This window comes from Dendronalium sp. ChiSLP03b (assembly GCF_034531165.2).
Classification (GTDB): Bacteria; Cyanobacteriota; Cyanobacteriia; order Cyanobacteriales; family Nostocaceae; genus Dendronalium; species Dendronalium minutum.
Genome location: NZ_JAVRBR020000016.1, coordinates 37297 through 54085 on the forward strand (window position 1 = coordinate 37297; position 16789 = coordinate 54085).

The window sequence follows — 16789 nt, forward strand, 5'->3', positions numbered from 1 at the left end:
TTTTGAGTTACGAGCAAAAATGAAAATCGTCAAGAGTGAATTGACCATCAAAAGCACAGAAAGTCACGGAGTGGATATTATTTGCTGTTACAGTCAATAGGGTGTTGGGAGATAAAGCTGAATCAGAATTGGCGAGATTCGCTACTGGGAGTACTGTTTGTGCTAGCAGTTGCCGATCGCGATCGTAGGCGGACAGTACTAACCGCTGTGAACTTGTGACATAGGCACTAACACAGTTAACAGGGTACAGGAAACTAGCTTCTAAAAATCCGCTTTTAGGCGAACCCATTAATACTGTTAGCCCTGAATGAGTTGGAAATGCCGGATTTGACGGTTGGATTGCTAATGCATTGCGAAAAATCACGCCCCAGCGTTCATACTGGCAGTCGACGGGTTCAAAACACTTCAAATCTTCCAAATTTAAACAAATACATGTAGGTACAGCTGCTTGATGATTACCAACGGTTTCCTCAAGCTGTCCTCGCAAAGCCGAAGCAATAACTTGGTTTTGCACATCACTGTTGTCAAGTGCTTTAGCGTCTTCAAACGTTGGGATTTTATCTAATTGAAGAGTAGCCCGCTTTACCATGACATCTCCCGCCTTACCATTACCTAGAAAATCATCAAATGAGCAATTAGTCTAACAGCCGTTTTTTCTGAATATATAACTATAATTTATAGCTGCTCTTAATGAGCGTTTTGACTATTCTGGACGCTAAATATTATCCGTGGGTTTCCTGATAGAGTAACATACAAAAATTCGCCTCGAAATGCTCAACTAAGTGATACTCGCTACTCGACTAAATCCTTTGTAGATAGTCATTACGGACAAAATTACCTTGTAAAAGTGAAAAAAAAATCACTAAAACTTTACGAGTAAGGCAGTATTTTTACATCTACTTAATCTGACGCAGGCCAGAGGTTTAGGAATAACTAGTGTGCTGATAATAGCAATTGTAGGGAGACGGTTAGACAAGGGAGATTAGGGGACGCAAGGACGAGGAGAATAACTCTAACTTTCTAACTACTGCTTACTGACAACTAACAATAGATCGACTATGTTTCAACCACAGGGATTTGAGCAACGCTCTATAATTACCTCACTAGGTAAAATGGCATACTATACTGCTACTGGCTCACTTTGGCAGGATAATGCGATATCTAACGACAAGCCGCAAAGCGTCTACGCCAACCGTGAAAAGGAAACTTTGGTGTTCCTGCACGGGTTTGGTGGTGGGTCTTCTGCTTATGAATGGTCGAAAGTTTATCCTGCCTTTGCGGCTGAATATCGTGTTTTAGCACCAGACTTAATCGGTTGGGGTAAATCTGAGCATCCAACACGGAATTATCAGATTGAGGATTATTTGACAACGATCCGGGAGTTTTTCGAGCAGACCTGTACAGGCCCAGTGACAGCGATCGCTTCTTCCCTCACAGCAGCATTTACAATTCGAGTAGCGATCGCTCATCCTAATTTATTTAAATCTTTAATTCTCACTACACCCGCCGGACTTTCCGACTTTGGCGAAGACTACTCCCGCAGCTTTTTTGCCCAGGTAGTCAAGGTTCCTATTGTTGACCGATTGCTATACAGCACTGGAGTTGCCACTACTAATGGTATTCGCAGTTTCTTAGAGCAACGGCAATTTGCCCAGCCTAATCGAATATATGACGAAATTGTAGAGGCTTATTTACAATCTGCTCAGCAGCCTAATGCTGAGTATGCAGCCCTATCTTTTGTGCGCGGTGACTTGTGCTTTGATTTATCCCTTTACATTCAACAGTTGACAACTCCCACCGCGATTATTTGGGGACAAAAGTCGGAATTTACCGGCCCTGAAATCGGTCGCCGCCTTGCACAGAAAAATCCCGAAGCGATTCGAGTGTTTCAACAATTGGAAGATGTCGGTTTGACACCACAGTTGGAACTGCCAGCAGTAACAATTGGATTGATTCGACGATTTTTACCTTTGCTGAATTAGTTAACCCTCTCTGAAGAAACAAGGCAGGAGGCAGAGGGCAGAAGGAAAGAGGATTTAGCTTGTTTATTTCATTCATAGCGGGTGAGCGATCGCCCGTGGATCTGCTTCTAAGAAACAGAAATGTTTCTTTACATCTATAGGGAATGCGATTGCTTTCCTAGGACGCTTTTGTCAGAGTAGGGAAACCGAATTACTGAAAGCCTTTCAGGGCTTAAATTTTCACTTTTTAACTAAAAATTTTAATTACTGTTAGAAAATAAAACCTCAAACCTTGATGAAATCAAATTCCAGAATCTGGCTTGGATTATTGTTTTCCAAGAGTGACAAAACAGGGTTAATTGTCAGTTGTAATTTTTCTCACCCTACTACGAATTATTAAGTAGCCCTCCAAGCCTCTGGTTTTGGGGGGCTATCACTAAAAAACATGAGAATGCTATTTGTCTTTTACTCTGACATCAATAACAGTTGCATTGAAGTTGTAATTGAAACCTTCTAACTCAAAAGGCATACCAATTTTCACTTTACTATTGCCTAGAACTGGGCCACTTGTAGTGACTTGGGCTTTGCCTTCTAATGTCAAAAGCATATCTGTACTAAAATTATTAGTTTTTGGATCTGGCAATTCTTTAACGGTTCCATCTGGTTGGAAAACATTGACTGTTCTTGGTAGCACTTTAATGTCTTTAATCCCAATCTGACCATAGGGTTGATTGCGGATAATTACATTGGTTTTACCGCCTTTTGCAAATCCATTGTCAAATAAGCGTTCGGGGTCACGGACATTCAAACCTCGAACTGCTAAGTCTACTTCTATGGGTACTGTTTTACTACCGACTTGAGCAATAGAACCAGTAGTGCCTGGAAAGACGAAGATGCCAATTATCACTAGCAGAATTACCAACGCAGCACCTAAATCGAGGATATTGATTTTGCCAAACAAACGACCTTTGGAATCTAAAATAGCCATAAAAACTTTTCCCAGATACAAGCAGAATAATTGATTGTAGCAACAAGGTTTATGATGGACACTGCAATTTTCCCCACCGGGTAAGAACTAAAAACAGGTGGGTGTTGCAGTCATGCGACAGTCTATCACGAGTTTGGAAATGGAAAGCAGCGGAGGCAGTGCGGTGAGGCAGGGGAAGAAAAATTCCAACTGACCCTTCGGGTGACGCTCCTGCGTCGCTAACGCAGCGCTAACGTCAGTTGTTCATGGGGGAAACCCCCATCGCTTTTAGCGTCTCCCCTTGGGAGAAGACCACACTGACTCAAAACTGATTCCTCACCCAGCACTGTTACAAGTCAGAAGGAGTAGAAGTATATTTGATAACTAACGCTTAGGAAATATACGATCGCTCCCAGCGTCGATTTTGTCTAGAAAATGCAACTTAGAAAGCCCTAAATTCGTCACACGATCTTAATGTTCTTGCGAAATTATTCTCAGACCTGAATATGATAGATCGGAAAGGCTTTCTTGCAAATTATCGTGCATGGCGACGGCGCTGGTTTTATCCGTTAATTTCGTTGGTAGTCGCTCTAAGTCTGTGCCTGACTACACCCATGCCTGGAAGGGCACTAGATTTATTACCTTTTCTGTTACAGGGAGTCCAGGTATTTCAGCTTTCTAATATCTCTCCTAGTCAGGAAGTCGATCTTGGCAAGCAGATTAATCAGGAATTGGTGAGTAGTGAAGTTCGACTAAACCGCAATCGTGAGATTAATGACTATGTAGAACAAATTGGTAGGCGTTTGGCAGCAAATAGCGATCGCCCTAACATTCCCTATACTTTTCAGGTAGTTGAGGATAACGCTATTAATGCTTTTGCTACTCTGGGTGGCTATGTTTATGTCAATACGGGTTTGCTCAAAGCCGCAGACAATGAAGCGGAACTAGCTAGTGTTATCGCCCATGAAATTGGTCATATTGGTGGGAAACACGTAATCAAACAGATGCGGCAAAAAGCGCTCCAAAGTGGTGTATTAACAGCAGCTGGCTTAGACCGAAATTCGGCGGTGAAAATTGGTGTCCAGTTAGCACGAGACTTACCTCGCAGTCGTCAAAATGAATATGATGCCGATCGAAGAGGATTGAGAACTTTGACACGCACTGGTTATTCTCAGTCTGCAATGGTTTCGTTTATGAAAAAGCTGCTTGGGAAAGGTTCTGCACCGACATTTTTGAGTTCTCACCCAGGCACAAGCGATCGCATTGCAGCTCTGCAACGTTCCATTAATACCCAACCTAGTAATGGGCGATATGGATTGGATAATAGTACTTATAAAGCTAATATCCAAGCATTACGGTAGTCTTCATGTTACTGTGCAAAGTCAAAAGTCAATAATCAAACACCATCCCATCTCCACTTATGCCCGCTGCTTTTTGCGGCGATTAGTGATTTGGGATGGTTCAACATTGATTACTGCTTCTGTTAAAGGCAGAGTACGGAGGCAGTTTTGGAAAACATTGACTTGATAAATTAAGTTATTTGTAATGTCTAATCCAGTCAACCAGCCACTGCGAGGATGGTAAGCACCAGTATCTATATCTAACCACCCCTGCCCTTGTGCGAGTTTACCAGGAGTAACACCAGGTAGAGTAAAGGTGATAGTGTGACCGATGATAATCAGCTTATCAGGAAAGTATGGTTGCTGAATGCTGTGAAATTCATCTCTGATCCAGCAAAATTGCTCGGCGGTTTGTTCTGCTAGAGGTATGTAAGGGTCAATACCAGCATGAGTTAACCAAATATCTCCCAAATCGAGATATGTAGGTAGAGCTTTGAACCAATCCAAATGTTCGTGGGGAATTGTGGCTTCTTCGTAACTAGCTATAGTTGCTTGTCCTCCACTATATAGCCATGCTTGCATGGCTGGTGTCGGGATACTGTCGCTAGTGAGAATATGTAATAACATCTGCTCATGATTTCCCAGCAGACATCCATAGTTATTTTCTTTAACAAAATTAACTACATGGGAACTGTGCGGCCCGCGATCGATTAAGTCTCCTAGAAAATAGACTCGATCGTCTGATGCCGGAGCGATCGCCTCCAACAATGTCATCAAACCTTCATAGTGGCCATGCACATCCCCAATAACAATTCGACGTTGGCTAGATTCGCTCATAGGCTCTTAGCATGAATAATTGTCCTGAATACTTCTGCTACAGTTTAAGCTGTTTGGTTTCCGCGAACAAAGGTAAAAAATTACCTGACAAATTTTGACTCAAGTTGACAGTCATTAGTCATCAACCACTACAATATTTATGCTATTAAATGCGCTTTAACTTATTAAATCTTTTCCTGCCAATCTGAAAATCGGTAAATTTCATCCACGACGTTAGCTTAGAATTTACGCAATTGCTATATTCTACTGGTAAATTAACAATGTCCGAAAATTTCTCTACCGAAATTAGCTCGCGCATCTGTAACCATATGAATGAAGATCATACAGATGCAGTAGTTCTTTATGCCAAAGCTTTTGGCGGTGTCACAAATGCAACAGCAGCCCAAATGCTGTCCATAGACTCTGAGGGTATGGATTTAACAGCACAAGTGAATGGGGAAACTATACCAGTTCGGATTCAGTTCGATCGTGTTTTAGCAGATGCGGAAGATGCTCACCAAACTCTGATTGCAATGGTGAAGCAAGCAAGAGTTCAGGCAAAGTAAAAATTACCTGAGTGAAGCTCCAATTTTTTGTTTATCTGTTGACATTCTCAAAACTTAAATTATTGGGAGTGTCAGAAAACTTTATTTAAAATTTATTGGTGATAGGTAATAAGTCATAAATTAGTAAATTTCCTATTACTCAATCAAGCTTCCTGTATATACATAAAATTCGATTTGTTGATTTATTTTTTGGAATAGGAAGAATTAGATTAACATTTAAACAGGCTGCTCGTTCTCTAGATTCTCTAGCTGGGAGTATCAGCCGATCGCAACCGATATCCCAGCTGCTTATGTTACCCCCTAAAGTTGATGTGTGGTTAGAAAAGCTTCGACTTCAGCAGCACTAGGTTGGGAAGCGATCGCTCCTGGTTTAATGGTAGTCAGCGCCCCAACAGCACTGGCATAAGTAACAATTTGTTTTGCTATTTCTGCATCTCTCAATTTTTGGATACCATGGCGATCTAACTGGTGGATGAAACCTGCAAGAAAGCTATCCCCCGCACCAGTTGTATCAACCACTGAGACGGAAAAAGACGGTAATGTACCTTCGTTCTCACCCAAGCAATAAGCGCAACCGTTTTCTCCATCTGTAATCAGCACACCCTCAACTGAATCTAGGCGATAAGTGATAGCTCCTGGATCTGTGGTATCAAATAGCCATTCAGCTTCTTCTTTAGCAAGTTTGAGAAAATCCACTCGCTTAAATGCTGCTTGAATTTTTTGCCGAGCGATGTCTTGATCGTTCCAAAAGACAGGTCGCCAATTCACATCTAACACAATCTTTAGGTCGTATTTTTCTGCTAGCTCTAGGGCGCGATTAATTGCCTGTTCGCTTTCAGGATAGGCTAATTCTAAAGTACCCAAAACCATAAAATCTGCCTCTTGAAACAGCAAATTTGGCAATTGTTTGGCTTGCATACGAGTATCGGCAAATTCAGTGGTATCATACTGACCAAATCCAGCAAAAGTGCGATCGCCTGCCAGATCCCGCGTCACATAAACTTGCCGCGTTGGTGCTGTGGGATGGCGTTGTACTCCAGTTGTATCTACACCTACTTCTTGTAAAAGCTTGACTAGACTATTTCCTGCTTCATCTTCACCAACAGCTCCGATAAATCCTGCTGGAGTTCCTAACTTCACTAAAGCACAAGCTACATTAGCTGGTGCCCCCCCTGGATAAGGAGTCCAGGACTTTACTTCTTCCAGCTTTAGCCCCAATTGATCGGCTAAACAATCAAACAAAATTTCACCGAGGCACAAAACACGGGGATTGCTCATCTCATTTTTAGATATTAGATTTTCGAGCCACTGCGTTGCTCTAGTTGAGAGAGTTAAAGCAAGTGGCGTGATTTGAAATTAGAAATTACAGTATAAAATCTACAACACTCTTTACTCATCTGTCGTCAGTCTTCACAGAATTAAATAGCAAGTTTTGCTACTCCCAAAAGGTATATGTAATCCATATCCCTATTTTTTGAATCTCAGTAATCAAGTATTATTTATTTAAAAATAAGCATTAAATATTACTAGCATTTAAATATATTGTCATTAAGCTTAATCCCCAGTGAGTTAAGCTGTTGCAAAAACGAGCTGAAATCTAAAGAAAATATTGTCAATTGCATTACTGCTAACACTTGAAACGCCTACCAACAAAAGAATCTTCTAGAATTAGAGAGAGCGATTAAGTACATATACCAAGGGAGGATAAAATAAGTCATGGCTGGTGGCGAGTCTCAGACCCCTGTTAGTCTGTCAGACAGAGAACTGCAAATTATCGACTTAGTGGCCGCTGGCTTAACTAACCAAGAAATTGCAGGAAAACTGGAAATTAGCAAACGAACAGTTGATAACCATATCAGCAATATTCTCACCAAAACTCAGACGGAAAACCGAGTGGCTCTTGTCCGCTGGGCTTTACAGTGGGGCAAAGTTTGCTTGAATGATGTCAATTGCTGTCCACTGCCCAACCAGAACGATTAGGCTATTTGCGAATAGAGATCCGAATCAATAGCGTTTGGCAGACGCTAGCGATCGCGTCTAGTATTGCGATAATTTCGTCTGGTATGCAGCCTAGCCCATTTTGACGGTTTACTAAATTCTTCTCCTCCTCACGCCTTTATCTTTGTGTGAACTGATAGCGTAAGTTCTCATTGCCGTCAAAATGAGGATGGGGGGATGGAGGGGAGATGAAGGGGATAAGGGAGATGAAGGAGATGGGGAGAAATTATTCACGAATTCTCTCTACTGCTCCCCACTCCCCTGCTCCCCACTCCCCTTAAATTGATATTTATCCAATCATCAACAAAAATTAGCAACAATCTATTGCCTCAAGCGCTACATTTGTAAGAAATCTATGTTGCTCCATCGACTTGGGGAGCAGTGTTCTTATGAATACTTCTGCTTCTGTTCAAGGTGGCTCGTCTATTTTTGACTTTTTTAATTTTGAATTGACGACACCTCAACCCACGCAAGATGCCGATTTATTGAGGAATCTATCGTTTATTCCAGGGTTGAAAGAAATTATCATGCTGCGGCAGGTTCACGCCCTAGAACACGCTACTGTTTGGGTTTTGAGTGAATCAAAAAACGCTCATACTCTTACACGACCCACCAGCATTCAAGTAGATAACGAACTACTAGGTGGACTGTCTACAGAACAGGGGTTCTACCTCTATGGTGAAGTAAACATCAGTGATTTGCGACGTGCAGTCACGCTAGGTCTACATCGCCTCACCAGTGGCGAATGGGATTTAGCTGTACATCCTCGTTGCGGCACAAATTTATCAGTGGCAATGCTATTGACCGCTGGACTAGCTATGGGCGTGTATTTTTTACTACCATTGCGACCTATTGAGCAATTGATAGGTTTGGGAGTAGCAGCTACGACAGCCGCTGAAATCTCACCTGATTTAGGCTCTATGGCACAGCGATACTTAACAACTGCTATTCCCTTTAATCTAGCAATTGAAAATATTACCCGTACACATGATGTTTGGGGGCGTGAAGCACATTTTGTAAAGGTAAACTGGCAAGAGTGAAAAGAAGAAGACACGGGGACACAGGGACACGGGGAATTGACGATCGCAAACACTCTCCGCGTCCCAGCTTCTCCCTGTCTTTGCGTCTTCCTCATGCCCCTATCTCCCCTTAATAACTTTGTATAATGAGAAAACTTTACTTCTTAGTCCCTGGAACCGATGGTAAATTTGCTTGTGGTGGTCTTTGGGCAGAGTTAAAAACAATGCATCTCGCTCAGCAGATTTGTAGTGCTGATGTTGTAACTTATCGTCAACGCGAAACAGGCAAGTTATTCATAGACGATCTGCTCCAAGAAAACAATTTAGATGATGTAATTTTTGTGATTAGCTGGGGATTTGATATAGCTAAACTTGTTACCAAGCTAAAATCCTACAACGTCGTTTATCATGCCCACAGTGCGGGTTACAAATTCCAACTGCCTGCAAGTATCCCAATCATCACTGTTAGCCGAAATACAATGGGATATTGGGGACAAAAATCTCCTAATTGTCTGATTTATTATTTGCCTAATCAAATTAGTAACGAATTTCAAAATTTGCATCTTGAGCGAGATATTGATATTTTAGTTCAAGCTCGCAAGTCTTCTGAGTATTTACTTAAAGAATTAATTCCAGTATTGCAGCAGCAATGTCAAGTATATGTCGTTGATTCCTATGTAGAAGATTTACCCGGACTATTTAATCGGGCTAAGATTTACCTTTATGATTCTGCCGAGTATTGGGCACAACGAGGTGTGAGTGAAGGGTTTGGGCTGCAACCGATGGAAGCTCTTGCTTGTGGTTGTCAGGTCTTCTCTAGTATCAACGGTGGACTCTCGGATTACTTAGATCCGGGATTTAATTCCTACAAAATTGCTGGATATTCAAAAGAATATGATGTGCAACGTATCCTGAAAGTACTTAAATCTTCAGTATGCCTAACTTTACCCGAACAGTTTTTTGCAGAGCATCGGACTGAGAATATTATTCGGCGATTTCAAGTGATTATAGATGAATTAAACGATTTTTTCGATCGTAAAGCACATCACGAACCTAATATCAAAAGTTTGTCAAGAGGGCATCTGACAAAATTACTCACCCAACAGCTATACAGTAAGTTGAGGAAGAAATATTTTCAAGGCTTGTCACGGTAAGTTACCCAACTAAGTGAGAAAAAAATAGTTAGGCTCTCAAAATCAACTCTAACTGCTGGTTTTGTTTGCCAATAATACCAAACTGAGAAAGGATGTATTTCACCAAACAAAACAAGGTACAGAATTAGAAAGTGCCTGTATCAAGTAAAGGCGTATTACAATACATCCTTACGAATTAGTATTTGCTGCGGATAACATAGAATTGCACTTGCAAGCCTCATTTAGAGGTTTAATTATGAAATACCCAGTTCTAGCTTTATTTGTTGTGATTAGTGCGATCGCTCTGCCTCATCCTGCTGATGCTAGCGAAGAGGAGGTTCCTCCTGTCATCACCTATGGCGCTCAGGCTGCTGCTTTGGTCACTAAACCAATTACCATTAATAATGGTGCAGGTAATACCCTCGACCGAACTAGCAATTTAAGACAAATCGCTGGCTCAATTGCGTCAGCACGCCAAGGAGAATGCAAAAAGATTACTCCTCGAGATTTGATTAACGATCCGTCTGCAATCTTTAAGCAATGCCAAAAGCCAACAAATAACCAAATTTCTCAAAGTAACGCCGAACCCATTGAGTATTTCAAAGTTCCTCGACTCGATTCTGGTATTAGTGTGACAGTCACTAAATTTTAATACACGAAATCTCTTTTTAGCTACCCTAAAAAAATGAGTAAGTTTCAAATCAATATCGATTTCAGCAATGTAGACTTCACCTCTCTGGAAACAGATGACGATTTCACAAGAGAGGCAAAAATATTACTCCCTCAAGCACTGGTAAAACTAGGCGAAACCGTAGGTGAAAAGACTTGGGAGGAACTAAATAAAACCAAGGGAGCAGGAACTAAACAAAAATCTTCTCAAAGTGAAAAACGCAAGTTTATTCAAGAAACAGGAAAAAACTATCAGCGCCATGCCAGTAATCGAGAAAGGCAAGAATTGGAAGAGTATATAGTAGAGCAATTACGTATTCACAAGCAATAGGCTACCTAATACCATTTTAGATTTTGCGGAAAGTTGTCATAGCTAAGCGTTAGCGAGTCCTCGCTCAAGGGGAGCCACTGCGGTGAGGCAGTCCGGTCTTGGTGGTTCCCCTAAAGAGGAACTGCCATTAGGTGGCGTGCGATGCTAAAAGCAACCGAGCGTCACCAGCGTCGGAGGGTTTCCCTCCGTAGCATAACTTTTCAAGAGGGATTTTTAGATTTAAGTTAGAACTTACGCACCAGAAACGTAAAACACGTAGACACGAAGCAGTTTTTCGTTCGCTGAAAGTGTTCTGTTCCTACAGGGTAGGGTAGGAATAATAGTTTGAGAAAGTTTTTGCGTAAGTCCTGTTAGATTTTGATAATGGGTTTATGGTTTATGCTCTGCTCTTTGTAAGCGGAACAAATGGACTGCTTTGTCAATCTAAAATTTCTAAGCTACAATCTAAAATTCAAAATTGATATATGAAAGCTTTGGTCTCCTGTCTGATTCTGCTGGGATTTGGTGCTAGCTTAATGGCTGACAGTCCCAGCACTGCCAATAGCAATAGTCTTATTGTTGCAGAAACTGCTAGTAGTGAAAATTTCATCGCTAGAGGTACTGAACCTTTTTGGAGCATTACCATCAGCAAACAAGGAATTGTTTACTCTACGCCAGATGTTAAAAAGCAAACTTTTCCTTATGTCACACCCCTAAAAGCACAGGGACGACCCGCGGACTTGGTAAGAGTTTACAGACTCAGGGGTAGAGGCAATAATACATTAATTCTCAAAAAAGTCAGTGTTTGCAGTGATGGGATGTCAGACAAAAATTATCCTTACTCGGCTATTTTCATTCGGGATAATATGGTGTTGGAAGGTTGTGCCGAGCAACAATGATGCCTTGGCTGTGGGCAATCAGATTTTCAAGCCAAAATAAGTTAATCAACATCCTCTTACTTAACTCACTAAGTCATATTGTTACTTACAATGTTCTTAAATTTTGAACTGTAAATTATTAATAGAGGCTTTTCTCAGGATATAAGAGCTTCATGTGCTTTTGCCGTAGTGCTAATTCTTCCTGTTGTAGCTGCTCTAACTGCTCTACTATTTCTTCTTTTACCCCTAAAATAAAGGCCATTTTCCGAATTTTTGCTTTTTCCTTTTCATGATATTCTCTATCCGCAGCACACGCCAAAATTGCAGTGAGAAGTATATCTTTCTGTGCTATGGATACTTGAGGAGAGCGAGCAATGACTTCTTCTATAGCTTCATCCGCTTCATATGTTTTTAGCTCTTCAATCACCCAGTCTTCTACTCCCCAAGATGCACAGAATCCAATACCCCAATCCTTTTCTTCTGGTAAGAGAACTCCATCTGCTTTAGCACAACACAAAACTGATTTCATATAAATGCAACTATCCTCATTTGTAGGGATCTGGTTAAAACCAAAGAACCAATTAAATATCCACGATTGACCCAGTTTTTTGATGTCAGACATAAGTTTTCTTGTTTACAACGCTAATACCTTCTCAGTGTCGTAGCAAGAATGCAAGGACAATTAAGACAGTTAAGACAGTATTAATAAAACTTGAATTTTGTTTATAGCTGATGATATTTGCGTCCATGTCGCTGCTCAAATGGCAAGTCACACTCTACGTATCTTCCTCTGTCAAGTTTTGGTATTGATGTGTTTACTTTTGAACAACATCCTCTGCCTTATCTCACATAAAATGTATATTAATAAATTTTATAATGCACGGTCTAAAACCTAAAATATAAGCAGTTATCTTGCTCCATTCCTTCAAGCTGATGAATAATAAGATTAAGCCAGATTGGGCTGGTGAAAGCATTCTCTCCAATTTCGTTAATCTGCTTATCCAGACCAAACCTGTGTACGAGTTGATGAAAAACCAAGCGAGGCAAGTACTCATCAAAACGGCTGAGAAGAAAGGTATTCCTTGGCGGAAAAACTATGAGGCATTGCAAGTATCAGGAGCAAAACAACTTCTGGCTGAAGTTACTAATTCCCAGATTGTTTATCCGGATTACTACAAAGTACCCTTCCATGCATACTCCGAAGGCAACCTCTGCTGGCAAGCTGCTTTTGAAACAGAGTCAGCTACCTATGCAATGGCATTGCGTGTCTGGTCTAAAGAAGACCTGACTTGGGAAGATGCTCACGCACGCTTAAGAGGTAGCTTTTATGAGGTTCTGGCGACTTATGGGCCTCAGCACGTTAGAGACATCTTAGATATTGGTTGCTCAGTTGGTGTCTCTACTTTGGCGCTACACCGCTACTACCTGCAAAAGCAAGGACATCCAATTCGCACCGTTGGTCTGGATTTGTCACCTTATATGCTGGCGGTTGCTCAAACTAGGGATGTTAACAATGAGATATCCCAGTGGCTCCATGCTAAAGCAGAAGACACTGGGCTACCAGATAATTCTTTTGACTTGGTGACTCTCCAGTATGTCGCTCACGAACTTCCAGGCTATGCCAGCAAAGAGATTTTCGCTGAAGCCAAAAGACTGCTGCGGCCAGGTGGGTTTATAGCACTAGTAGACAACGATCCGCGATCGCCTGTCATGCAAAATCTACCAGCCGTTCTCTCGATTTTAAGAAAAAGTACCGAACCTTGGAGCGATGACTATTACACATTTGATATCGAAGCAACATTGCAGGCAGTAGGTTTTTGCGAACCGATTACAGTTGCCAGCAACCCCCGTCACCGCACCATTGTTAGTAGAAAGCCCGAATAATATCCCATTGCGATTGTTGACTGATAAAGGATGATTGTTGTACGGGTGCTGCGACCTTGCGCCCGTAAAGACTGATGACTATCAACTATTTCAAGCGGGATAAGTTGTGTTTAAAATTTATGGTTCTTGATTCAGTAAATATCTGAATAAGTTTTACTATTACTAATGTCTTTATTAAAGTAGTAGCAAAAGTTTCAAAATCAATGTATAACTAAGCTCTTTTTTATATTTATGGTCTCTATCTAACGAGCAGTATATTTTGTTTAGTATTATTTTTATCAATTAATAGTTGTTAAAAAATTTGAAAAAAAATCAGACAAATTTCTCAAATAATTATCGCTGATTGGAGAAAATTGAGTTAACCTTGGAACTTAGCGATTATAAAGCACACATGTTGTTACTGGGTGGCAACATTAGAGATTCATTTCGATCTCTATGTAATCAAACCAGCAAGTAAAATGATTATCATACAATATGCAAGAAGGAAGCTTTATTTGGGGTCATCTAGAAAAACAGCATCGCGCAGTTGACAAATGGATTGATTGGGTATGGCTAGTAGTGCTGCTGGTGGCAGCAGTGTTACTATTTAGCATCAATCTGGGAAGTTTACCGCTGCGAGATTGGGATGAAGGTACTGTGGCACATGTTGCCAGAGAAATTTGGAATGCCCCAGCAGGTTCATTGCGTTGGCTTTTCCCAACGTTAGGCGGAGAACCGTATCATAATAAGCCACCCCTGATGCATTTGCTAATTGCTTGGGCTTATTCTCTAGGAGGTGTAAATGAGTGGACAACACGCTTACCTGGAGCAATTTTAACAGCCTTTTCTGTACCTTTGCTTTATAGCATTGGTCGAGAGATATTTCGCCAACGTTGGGCGGCAGTTTATAGCGCCTTAATTTACCTGACAACATTGCCTGTGGTGCGTCATGGCAGGTTGGCAATGTTAGATGGGGCAGTGGTAAGTTTTTTGATGGTGATGATGTTGTGCGTTTTGCGATCGCGCCGCGATTTACGTTATTGCCTAGGTATTGGCATTGGTTTTGGGTTGATTTGTTTGACTCAAGGCGTGTTAGGTGTATTGCTAGGTGCGATCGCGATCGTATTTCTGTTTTGGGATACACCAAGATTACTTACCAGTTACTATTTGTGGGCTGCAATCTTCATTGGTATTTTGCCTGCGGCTTGTTGGTATGGCGTGCAACTAATGCACTATGGTTACAGTTTTATCGAGACGGGTCTTCTCGATCCATCTCTCAACCGAATTGGAACAGTTGTTGAAGGAGATTCGGAACCGCCTTGGTACTACGCCATCGAAATTTTCAAGTGGACATGGCCTTGGTTAGTATTTTTGCCCCAAAGTGGGCGCATGGTTTGGGAAAATCGCAATCTTAGCTGGGCAAAACTTGTACTGGTGTGGAGTGGTGTATATCTGGTGCTAATTTCCCTGATGGGTACTAAACTTCCCTGGTACGTATTCCCGATTTACCCTAGTTTAGCTTTAGGCCTTGGTGCCCAGTTGGCTGAGACAGAAAATTTACCTTTAATTTCATCTTATCCTCGTGCTTGGGTAGCTGGTTTTTCTGTTCTTGCTTTGGTGGCTTCTGGTAGTAGCATTTACTTTAGTTGGGGAACTACACCAAAAACTGACTTACAGTTGATTTTTGCGGCAGTAGCTGTGACTATGACTTTGGCGGCTATTTTGGCAGAAAGAGGCGACGGGCAATTTCTGAAGGTTTTGTTTTGGGGAAGTTATATTTCGCTGATGCTATTGATGAAATCCAACTACTGGGTTTGGGAATTATGGCAAGCTTATCCAGTCAAACCAGTGGCAGCTATGATAGCCCAGGTAAATCCAGCGGTGAAGAAGATTTATACATCTTTTCCCTATCATCGTCCGTCGCTGGATTTTTATAGCGATCGCACCATCATTCCTGCTTCTATTGGCGAACTGCAATATTATTGGCACTACAACGGCCAGCCTTACTTTCTATTGAATGCATCTGCTTTCAACAATCTCAAACTCGAATCAGTAAAGCTGGTTGGTCAAGCTGATGGTTGGCAACTGATTACAAAAGATACTAATCGGTTGTAGAAAGTGAGGACTGGGTGCGAGGATTTAGGGGTGTAGCGTGAAACCAATAACTCAATTGAATATATACGTAAAAGCACTTGAGAATTTTGCTTGCTCAAGTGCCACTGCGTATAACTCTATACCAACTCACTTGTTTGATGCAACATTTGAAATCTGCAAGACAATCTTGGTAAGAAGCATTGCAAGAATAATTTGTAACAAACATTGGGTGAAATGGTATCACTCCTTGCATTATTAAGAATATCTCTTTTAGAATAAAATTGAGCAGCTGATGAGTGACAGTTTATGAAGTGACACTAGTTAAAAAAGATTCATGGGTAATAGTCTCAAATGAGACATAAGAATGCGGAAATATTTGAAAATATGGTATAAAAAGTTTCTCTAGATGCAAGTTTGATTTTAACTGAGCAAGGATTTTGGATGCGTTCGTCGTACTCCTTCTTCTAACGGAGACGCTAACGCGAACAAAGAAGCAAGCTACGCGTAGCGTCTCGTTCGGTGAAGCCGTTCCCGTTCGCGCCAGTGTCTCGTTCGCGCAGCGTCTCCGACAGGAGAAGAGAAGGGTAGAGAAGACGTTGCCGTGCAGCGTCGACTATAGGAGAAGGCATCGCTGTTTTAGTTCGCTAAATCTGCAATGGGAGCGAGTGTAGGACAAGAATCTAGCCCCGAAGATGTATACTTGCTCCATCTTAGGGGGGTTAGTAAGTTTTTTGATAGAGCATACAATCTTTGATATTGAGCTTTCTTTTGTTATGGCGATCGCTTCTCGAATGGCATCAGTGAGAGCGATTGCTTCTTTTTTGGGAGACTCTATCGCTGTTTTGGCAACAAGTTTTAAAACAAGAGCGAAGAATTTTAAGAAGAAACGGCTGATGTTTGCAATGTTTTTAGCGATCGCATTTCCATTTCCCTTCTAAGACCAAATCCGACCGCGACGAAATGGTTTTTCTGGTTCGGTTTTGTTAGCTTGAGCTTTCAGCATTTCCTGCCACCAAAATCCATAGTCTTCAAGACCAGTTGCCAAGAGATATTTGTCAATCTCTTTTGCTTTTAAATCTAAGTTTTTAGGTTTATATATTTTGCACTCTTTTTTAAAATTGGTATAAACTTTGATGACAAAGTTTTTTAAGCTGTTCCAGACAATATTAGGAGTT

18 protein-coding genes are annotated in these 16789 nt (G+C 41.3%); 12 read left to right on the forward strand and 6 right to left on the reverse strand.

Annotated elements, in window-relative coordinates; translation table 11 throughout:
• Nucleotides 1–7 precede the first annotated feature (7 nt).
• A complete protein-coding gene (locus RMY31_RS03385; RefSeq protein ID WP_322656851.1) occupies nucleotides 8–589 on the reverse strand; it encodes a hypothetical protein in 582 nt (193 codons plus the stop codon).
• Between the two features lie 469 nt (nucleotides 590–1058).
• On the opposite strand from RMY31_RS03385, the gene RMY31_RS03390 reads away from it, so the two are divergent.
• Nucleotides 1059–1982 (forward strand): alpha/beta hydrolase, encoded by a 924-nt coding sequence (locus tag RMY31_RS03390; protein ID WP_322656852.1) that lies wholly within the window; start codon nucleotides 1059–1061, stop codon nucleotides 1980–1982.
• Between the two features lie 433 nt (nucleotides 1983–2415).
• On the opposite strand, the gene RMY31_RS03395 is transcribed toward RMY31_RS03390, so the two are convergent.
• Complete coding sequence (locus RMY31_RS03395) at nucleotides 2416–2949, reverse strand: DUF4330 domain-containing protein (RefSeq protein WP_322656853.1); 534 nt, start codon at nucleotides 2947–2949, stop codon at nucleotides 2416–2418.
• Between the two features lie 485 nt (nucleotides 2950–3434).
• Between RMY31_RS03395 and RMY31_RS03400 the strand changes: the two genes are divergently transcribed.
• Nucleotides 3435–4289, forward strand: coding sequence for a M48 family metallopeptidase (locus RMY31_RS03400; protein WP_322656854.1), 855 nt, complete (start codon nucleotides 3435–3437; stop codon nucleotides 4287–4289).
• 57 nt (nucleotides 4290–4346) lie between these two features.
• Here RMY31_RS03400 and RMY31_RS03405 read toward each other — a convergent pair whose 3' ends face one another.
• A complete protein-coding gene (locus RMY31_RS03405) occupies nucleotides 4347–5105 on the reverse strand; it encodes a metallophosphoesterase family protein (RefSeq protein WP_322656855.1) in 759 nt (252 codons plus the stop codon).
• Nucleotides 5106–5365: 260 nt separating this feature from the next.
• Between RMY31_RS03405 and RMY31_RS03410 the strand changes: the two genes are divergently transcribed.
• A complete protein-coding gene (locus tag RMY31_RS03410; RefSeq protein WP_322656856.1) occupies nucleotides 5366–5650 on the forward strand; it encodes a DUF2470 domain-containing protein in 285 nt (94 codons plus the stop codon).
• A gap of 300 nt (nucleotides 5651–5950) precedes the next feature.
• Here the strand turns inward: RMY31_RS03410 and RMY31_RS03415 are convergent, their stop codons facing one another.
• Complete coding sequence (locus tag RMY31_RS03415) at nucleotides 5951–6928, reverse strand: carbohydrate kinase (protein WP_322656857.1); 978 nt, start codon at nucleotides 6926–6928, stop codon at nucleotides 5951–5953.
• Nucleotides 6929–7366: 438 nt separating this feature from the next.
• Between RMY31_RS03415 and RMY31_RS03420 the strand changes: the two genes are divergently transcribed.
• From RMY31_RS03420 to RMY31_RS03445, 6 genes are all read left to right on the forward strand, one after another.
• Nucleotides 7367–7630: a helix-turn-helix domain-containing protein gene (locus RMY31_RS03420; RefSeq protein WP_322656858.1), complete on the forward strand. Its 264-nt coding sequence runs from the start codon at nucleotides 7367–7369 to the stop codon at nucleotides 7628–7630.
• 407 nt (nucleotides 7631–8037) lie between these two features.
• Nucleotides 8038–8688, forward strand: a complete 651-nt coding sequence (locus RMY31_RS03425) for a DUF6391 domain-containing protein (RefSeq protein ID WP_322656859.1) — start codon at nucleotides 8038–8040, stop codon at nucleotides 8686–8688.
• Between the two features lie 125 nt (nucleotides 8689–8813).
• Entirely contained in the window at nucleotides 8814–9821 is a 1008-nt protein-coding gene (locus RMY31_RS03430; RefSeq protein ID WP_322656860.1) for a glycosyltransferase, read from the forward strand.
• Between the two features lie 235 nt (nucleotides 9822–10056).
• A complete protein-coding gene (locus RMY31_RS03435) occupies nucleotides 10057–10452 on the forward strand; it encodes a hypothetical protein (RefSeq protein WP_322656861.1) in 396 nt (131 codons plus the stop codon).
• A 33-nt stretch (nucleotides 10453–10485) separates the two neighbouring features.
• Nucleotides 10486–10800, forward strand: a complete 315-nt coding sequence (locus RMY31_RS03440) for a hypothetical protein (RefSeq protein WP_322656862.1) — start codon at nucleotides 10486–10488, stop codon at nucleotides 10798–10800.
• Between the two features lie 464 nt (nucleotides 10801–11264).
• Complete coding sequence (locus RMY31_RS03445) at nucleotides 11265–11678, forward strand: hypothetical protein (RefSeq protein ID WP_322656863.1); 414 nt, start codon at nucleotides 11265–11267, stop codon at nucleotides 11676–11678.
• Between the two features lie 118 nt (nucleotides 11679–11796).
• Here the strand turns inward: RMY31_RS03445 and RMY31_RS03450 are convergent, their stop codons facing one another.
• Entirely contained in the window at nucleotides 11797–12279 is a 483-nt protein-coding gene (locus tag RMY31_RS03450) for a hypothetical protein (RefSeq protein ID WP_322656864.1), read from the reverse strand.
• 311 nt (nucleotides 12280–12590) lie between these two features.
• Here RMY31_RS03450 and RMY31_RS03455 point away from each other — a divergent pair, with 311 nt between their 5' ends.
• The 3 genes from RMY31_RS03455 to RMY31_RS03465 all read left to right on the forward strand — a co-directional run bounded on the left by RMY31_RS03455 (nucleotide 12591) and on the right by RMY31_RS03465 (nucleotide 16552).
• Nucleotides 12591–13541: a class I SAM-dependent methyltransferase gene (locus RMY31_RS03455; protein WP_322656865.1), complete on the forward strand. Its 951-nt coding sequence runs from the start codon at nucleotides 12591–12593 to the stop codon at nucleotides 13539–13541.
• A 474-nt stretch (nucleotides 13542–14015) separates the two neighbouring features.
• Entirely contained in the window at nucleotides 14016–15635 is a 1620-nt protein-coding gene (locus RMY31_RS03460) for a glycosyltransferase family 39 protein (RefSeq protein ID WP_322656866.1), read from the forward strand.
• A 710-nt stretch (nucleotides 15636–16345) separates the two neighbouring features.
• Nucleotides 16346–16552 (forward strand): hypothetical protein, encoded by a 207-nt coding sequence (locus RMY31_RS03465; protein WP_322656867.1) that lies wholly within the window; start codon nucleotides 16346–16348, stop codon nucleotides 16550–16552.
• Here the strand turns inward: RMY31_RS03465 and RMY31_RS03470 are convergent.
• Nucleotides 16549–16659, reverse strand: coding sequence for a cyanobactin biosynthesis PatC/TenC/TruC family protein (locus RMY31_RS03470; RefSeq protein WP_322656869.1), 111 nt, complete (start codon nucleotides 16657–16659; stop codon nucleotides 16549–16551). The genes RMY31_RS03465 and RMY31_RS03470 overlap by 4 nt on opposite strands.
• Nucleotides 16660–16789 lie beyond the last annotated feature (130 nt).

What these genes read in the sequence shown, in the direction of transcription:
- RMY31_RS03405 (WP_322656855.1), bottom strand. Translation starts at nt 5,105, where the DNA reads ATGAGCGAATCTAGCCAACGTCGAATTGTTATTGGGGATGTGCATGGC.
- RMY31_RS03430 (WP_322656860.1), top strand. Translation starts at nt 8,814, where the DNA reads ATGAGAAAACTTTACTTCTTAGTCCCTGGAACCGATGGTAAATTTGCT.
- RMY31_RS03450 (WP_322656864.1), bottom strand. Translation starts at nt 12,279, where the DNA reads ATGTCTGACATCAAAAAACTGGGTCAATCGTGGATATTTAATTGGTTC.
- RMY31_RS03410 (WP_322656856.1), top strand. Translation starts at nt 5,366, where the DNA reads ATGTCCGAAAATTTCTCTACCGAAATTAGCTCGCGCATCTGTAACCAT.
- RMY31_RS03425 (WP_322656859.1), top strand. Translation starts at nt 8,038, where the DNA reads ATGAATACTTCTGCTTCTGTTCAAGGTGGCTCGTCTATTTTTGACTTT.
- RMY31_RS03415 (WP_322656857.1), bottom strand. Translation starts at nt 6,928, where the DNA reads ATGAGCAATCCCCGTGTTTTGTGCCTCGGTGAAATTTTGTTTGATTGT.
- RMY31_RS03420 (WP_322656858.1), top strand. Translation starts at nt 7,367, where the DNA reads ATGGCTGGTGGCGAGTCTCAGACCCCTGTTAGTCTGTCAGACAGAGAA.
- RMY31_RS03445 (WP_322656863.1), top strand. Translation starts at nt 11,265, where the DNA reads ATGAAAGCTTTGGTCTCCTGTCTGATTCTGCTGGGATTTGGTGCTAGC.
- RMY31_RS03400 (WP_322656854.1), top strand. Translation starts at nt 3,435, where the DNA reads ATGATAGATCGGAAAGGCTTTCTTGCAAATTATCGTGCATGGCGACGG.
- RMY31_RS03440 (WP_322656862.1), top strand. Translation starts at nt 10,486, where the DNA reads ATGAGTAAGTTTCAAATCAATATCGATTTCAGCAATGTAGACTTCACC.
- RMY31_RS03435 (WP_322656861.1), top strand. Translation starts at nt 10,057, where the DNA reads ATGAAATACCCAGTTCTAGCTTTATTTGTTGTGATTAGTGCGATCGCT.
- RMY31_RS03395 (WP_322656853.1), bottom strand. Translation starts at nt 2,949, where the DNA reads ATGGCTATTTTAGATTCCAAAGGTCGTTTGTTTGGCAAAATCAATATC.
- RMY31_RS03385 (WP_322656851.1), bottom strand. Translation starts at nt 589, where the DNA reads ATGGTAAAGCGGGCTACTCTTCAATTAGATAAAATCCCAACGTTTGAA.
- RMY31_RS03390 (WP_322656852.1), top strand. Translation starts at nt 1,059, where the DNA reads ATGTTTCAACCACAGGGATTTGAGCAACGCTCTATAATTACCTCACTA.
- RMY31_RS03460 (WP_322656866.1), top strand. Translation starts at nt 14,016, where the DNA reads ATGCAAGAAGGAAGCTTTATTTGGGGTCATCTAGAAAAACAGCATCGC.
- RMY31_RS03455 (WP_322656865.1), top strand. Translation starts at nt 12,591, where the DNA reads ATGAATAATAAGATTAAGCCAGATTGGGCTGGTGAAAGCATTCTCTCC.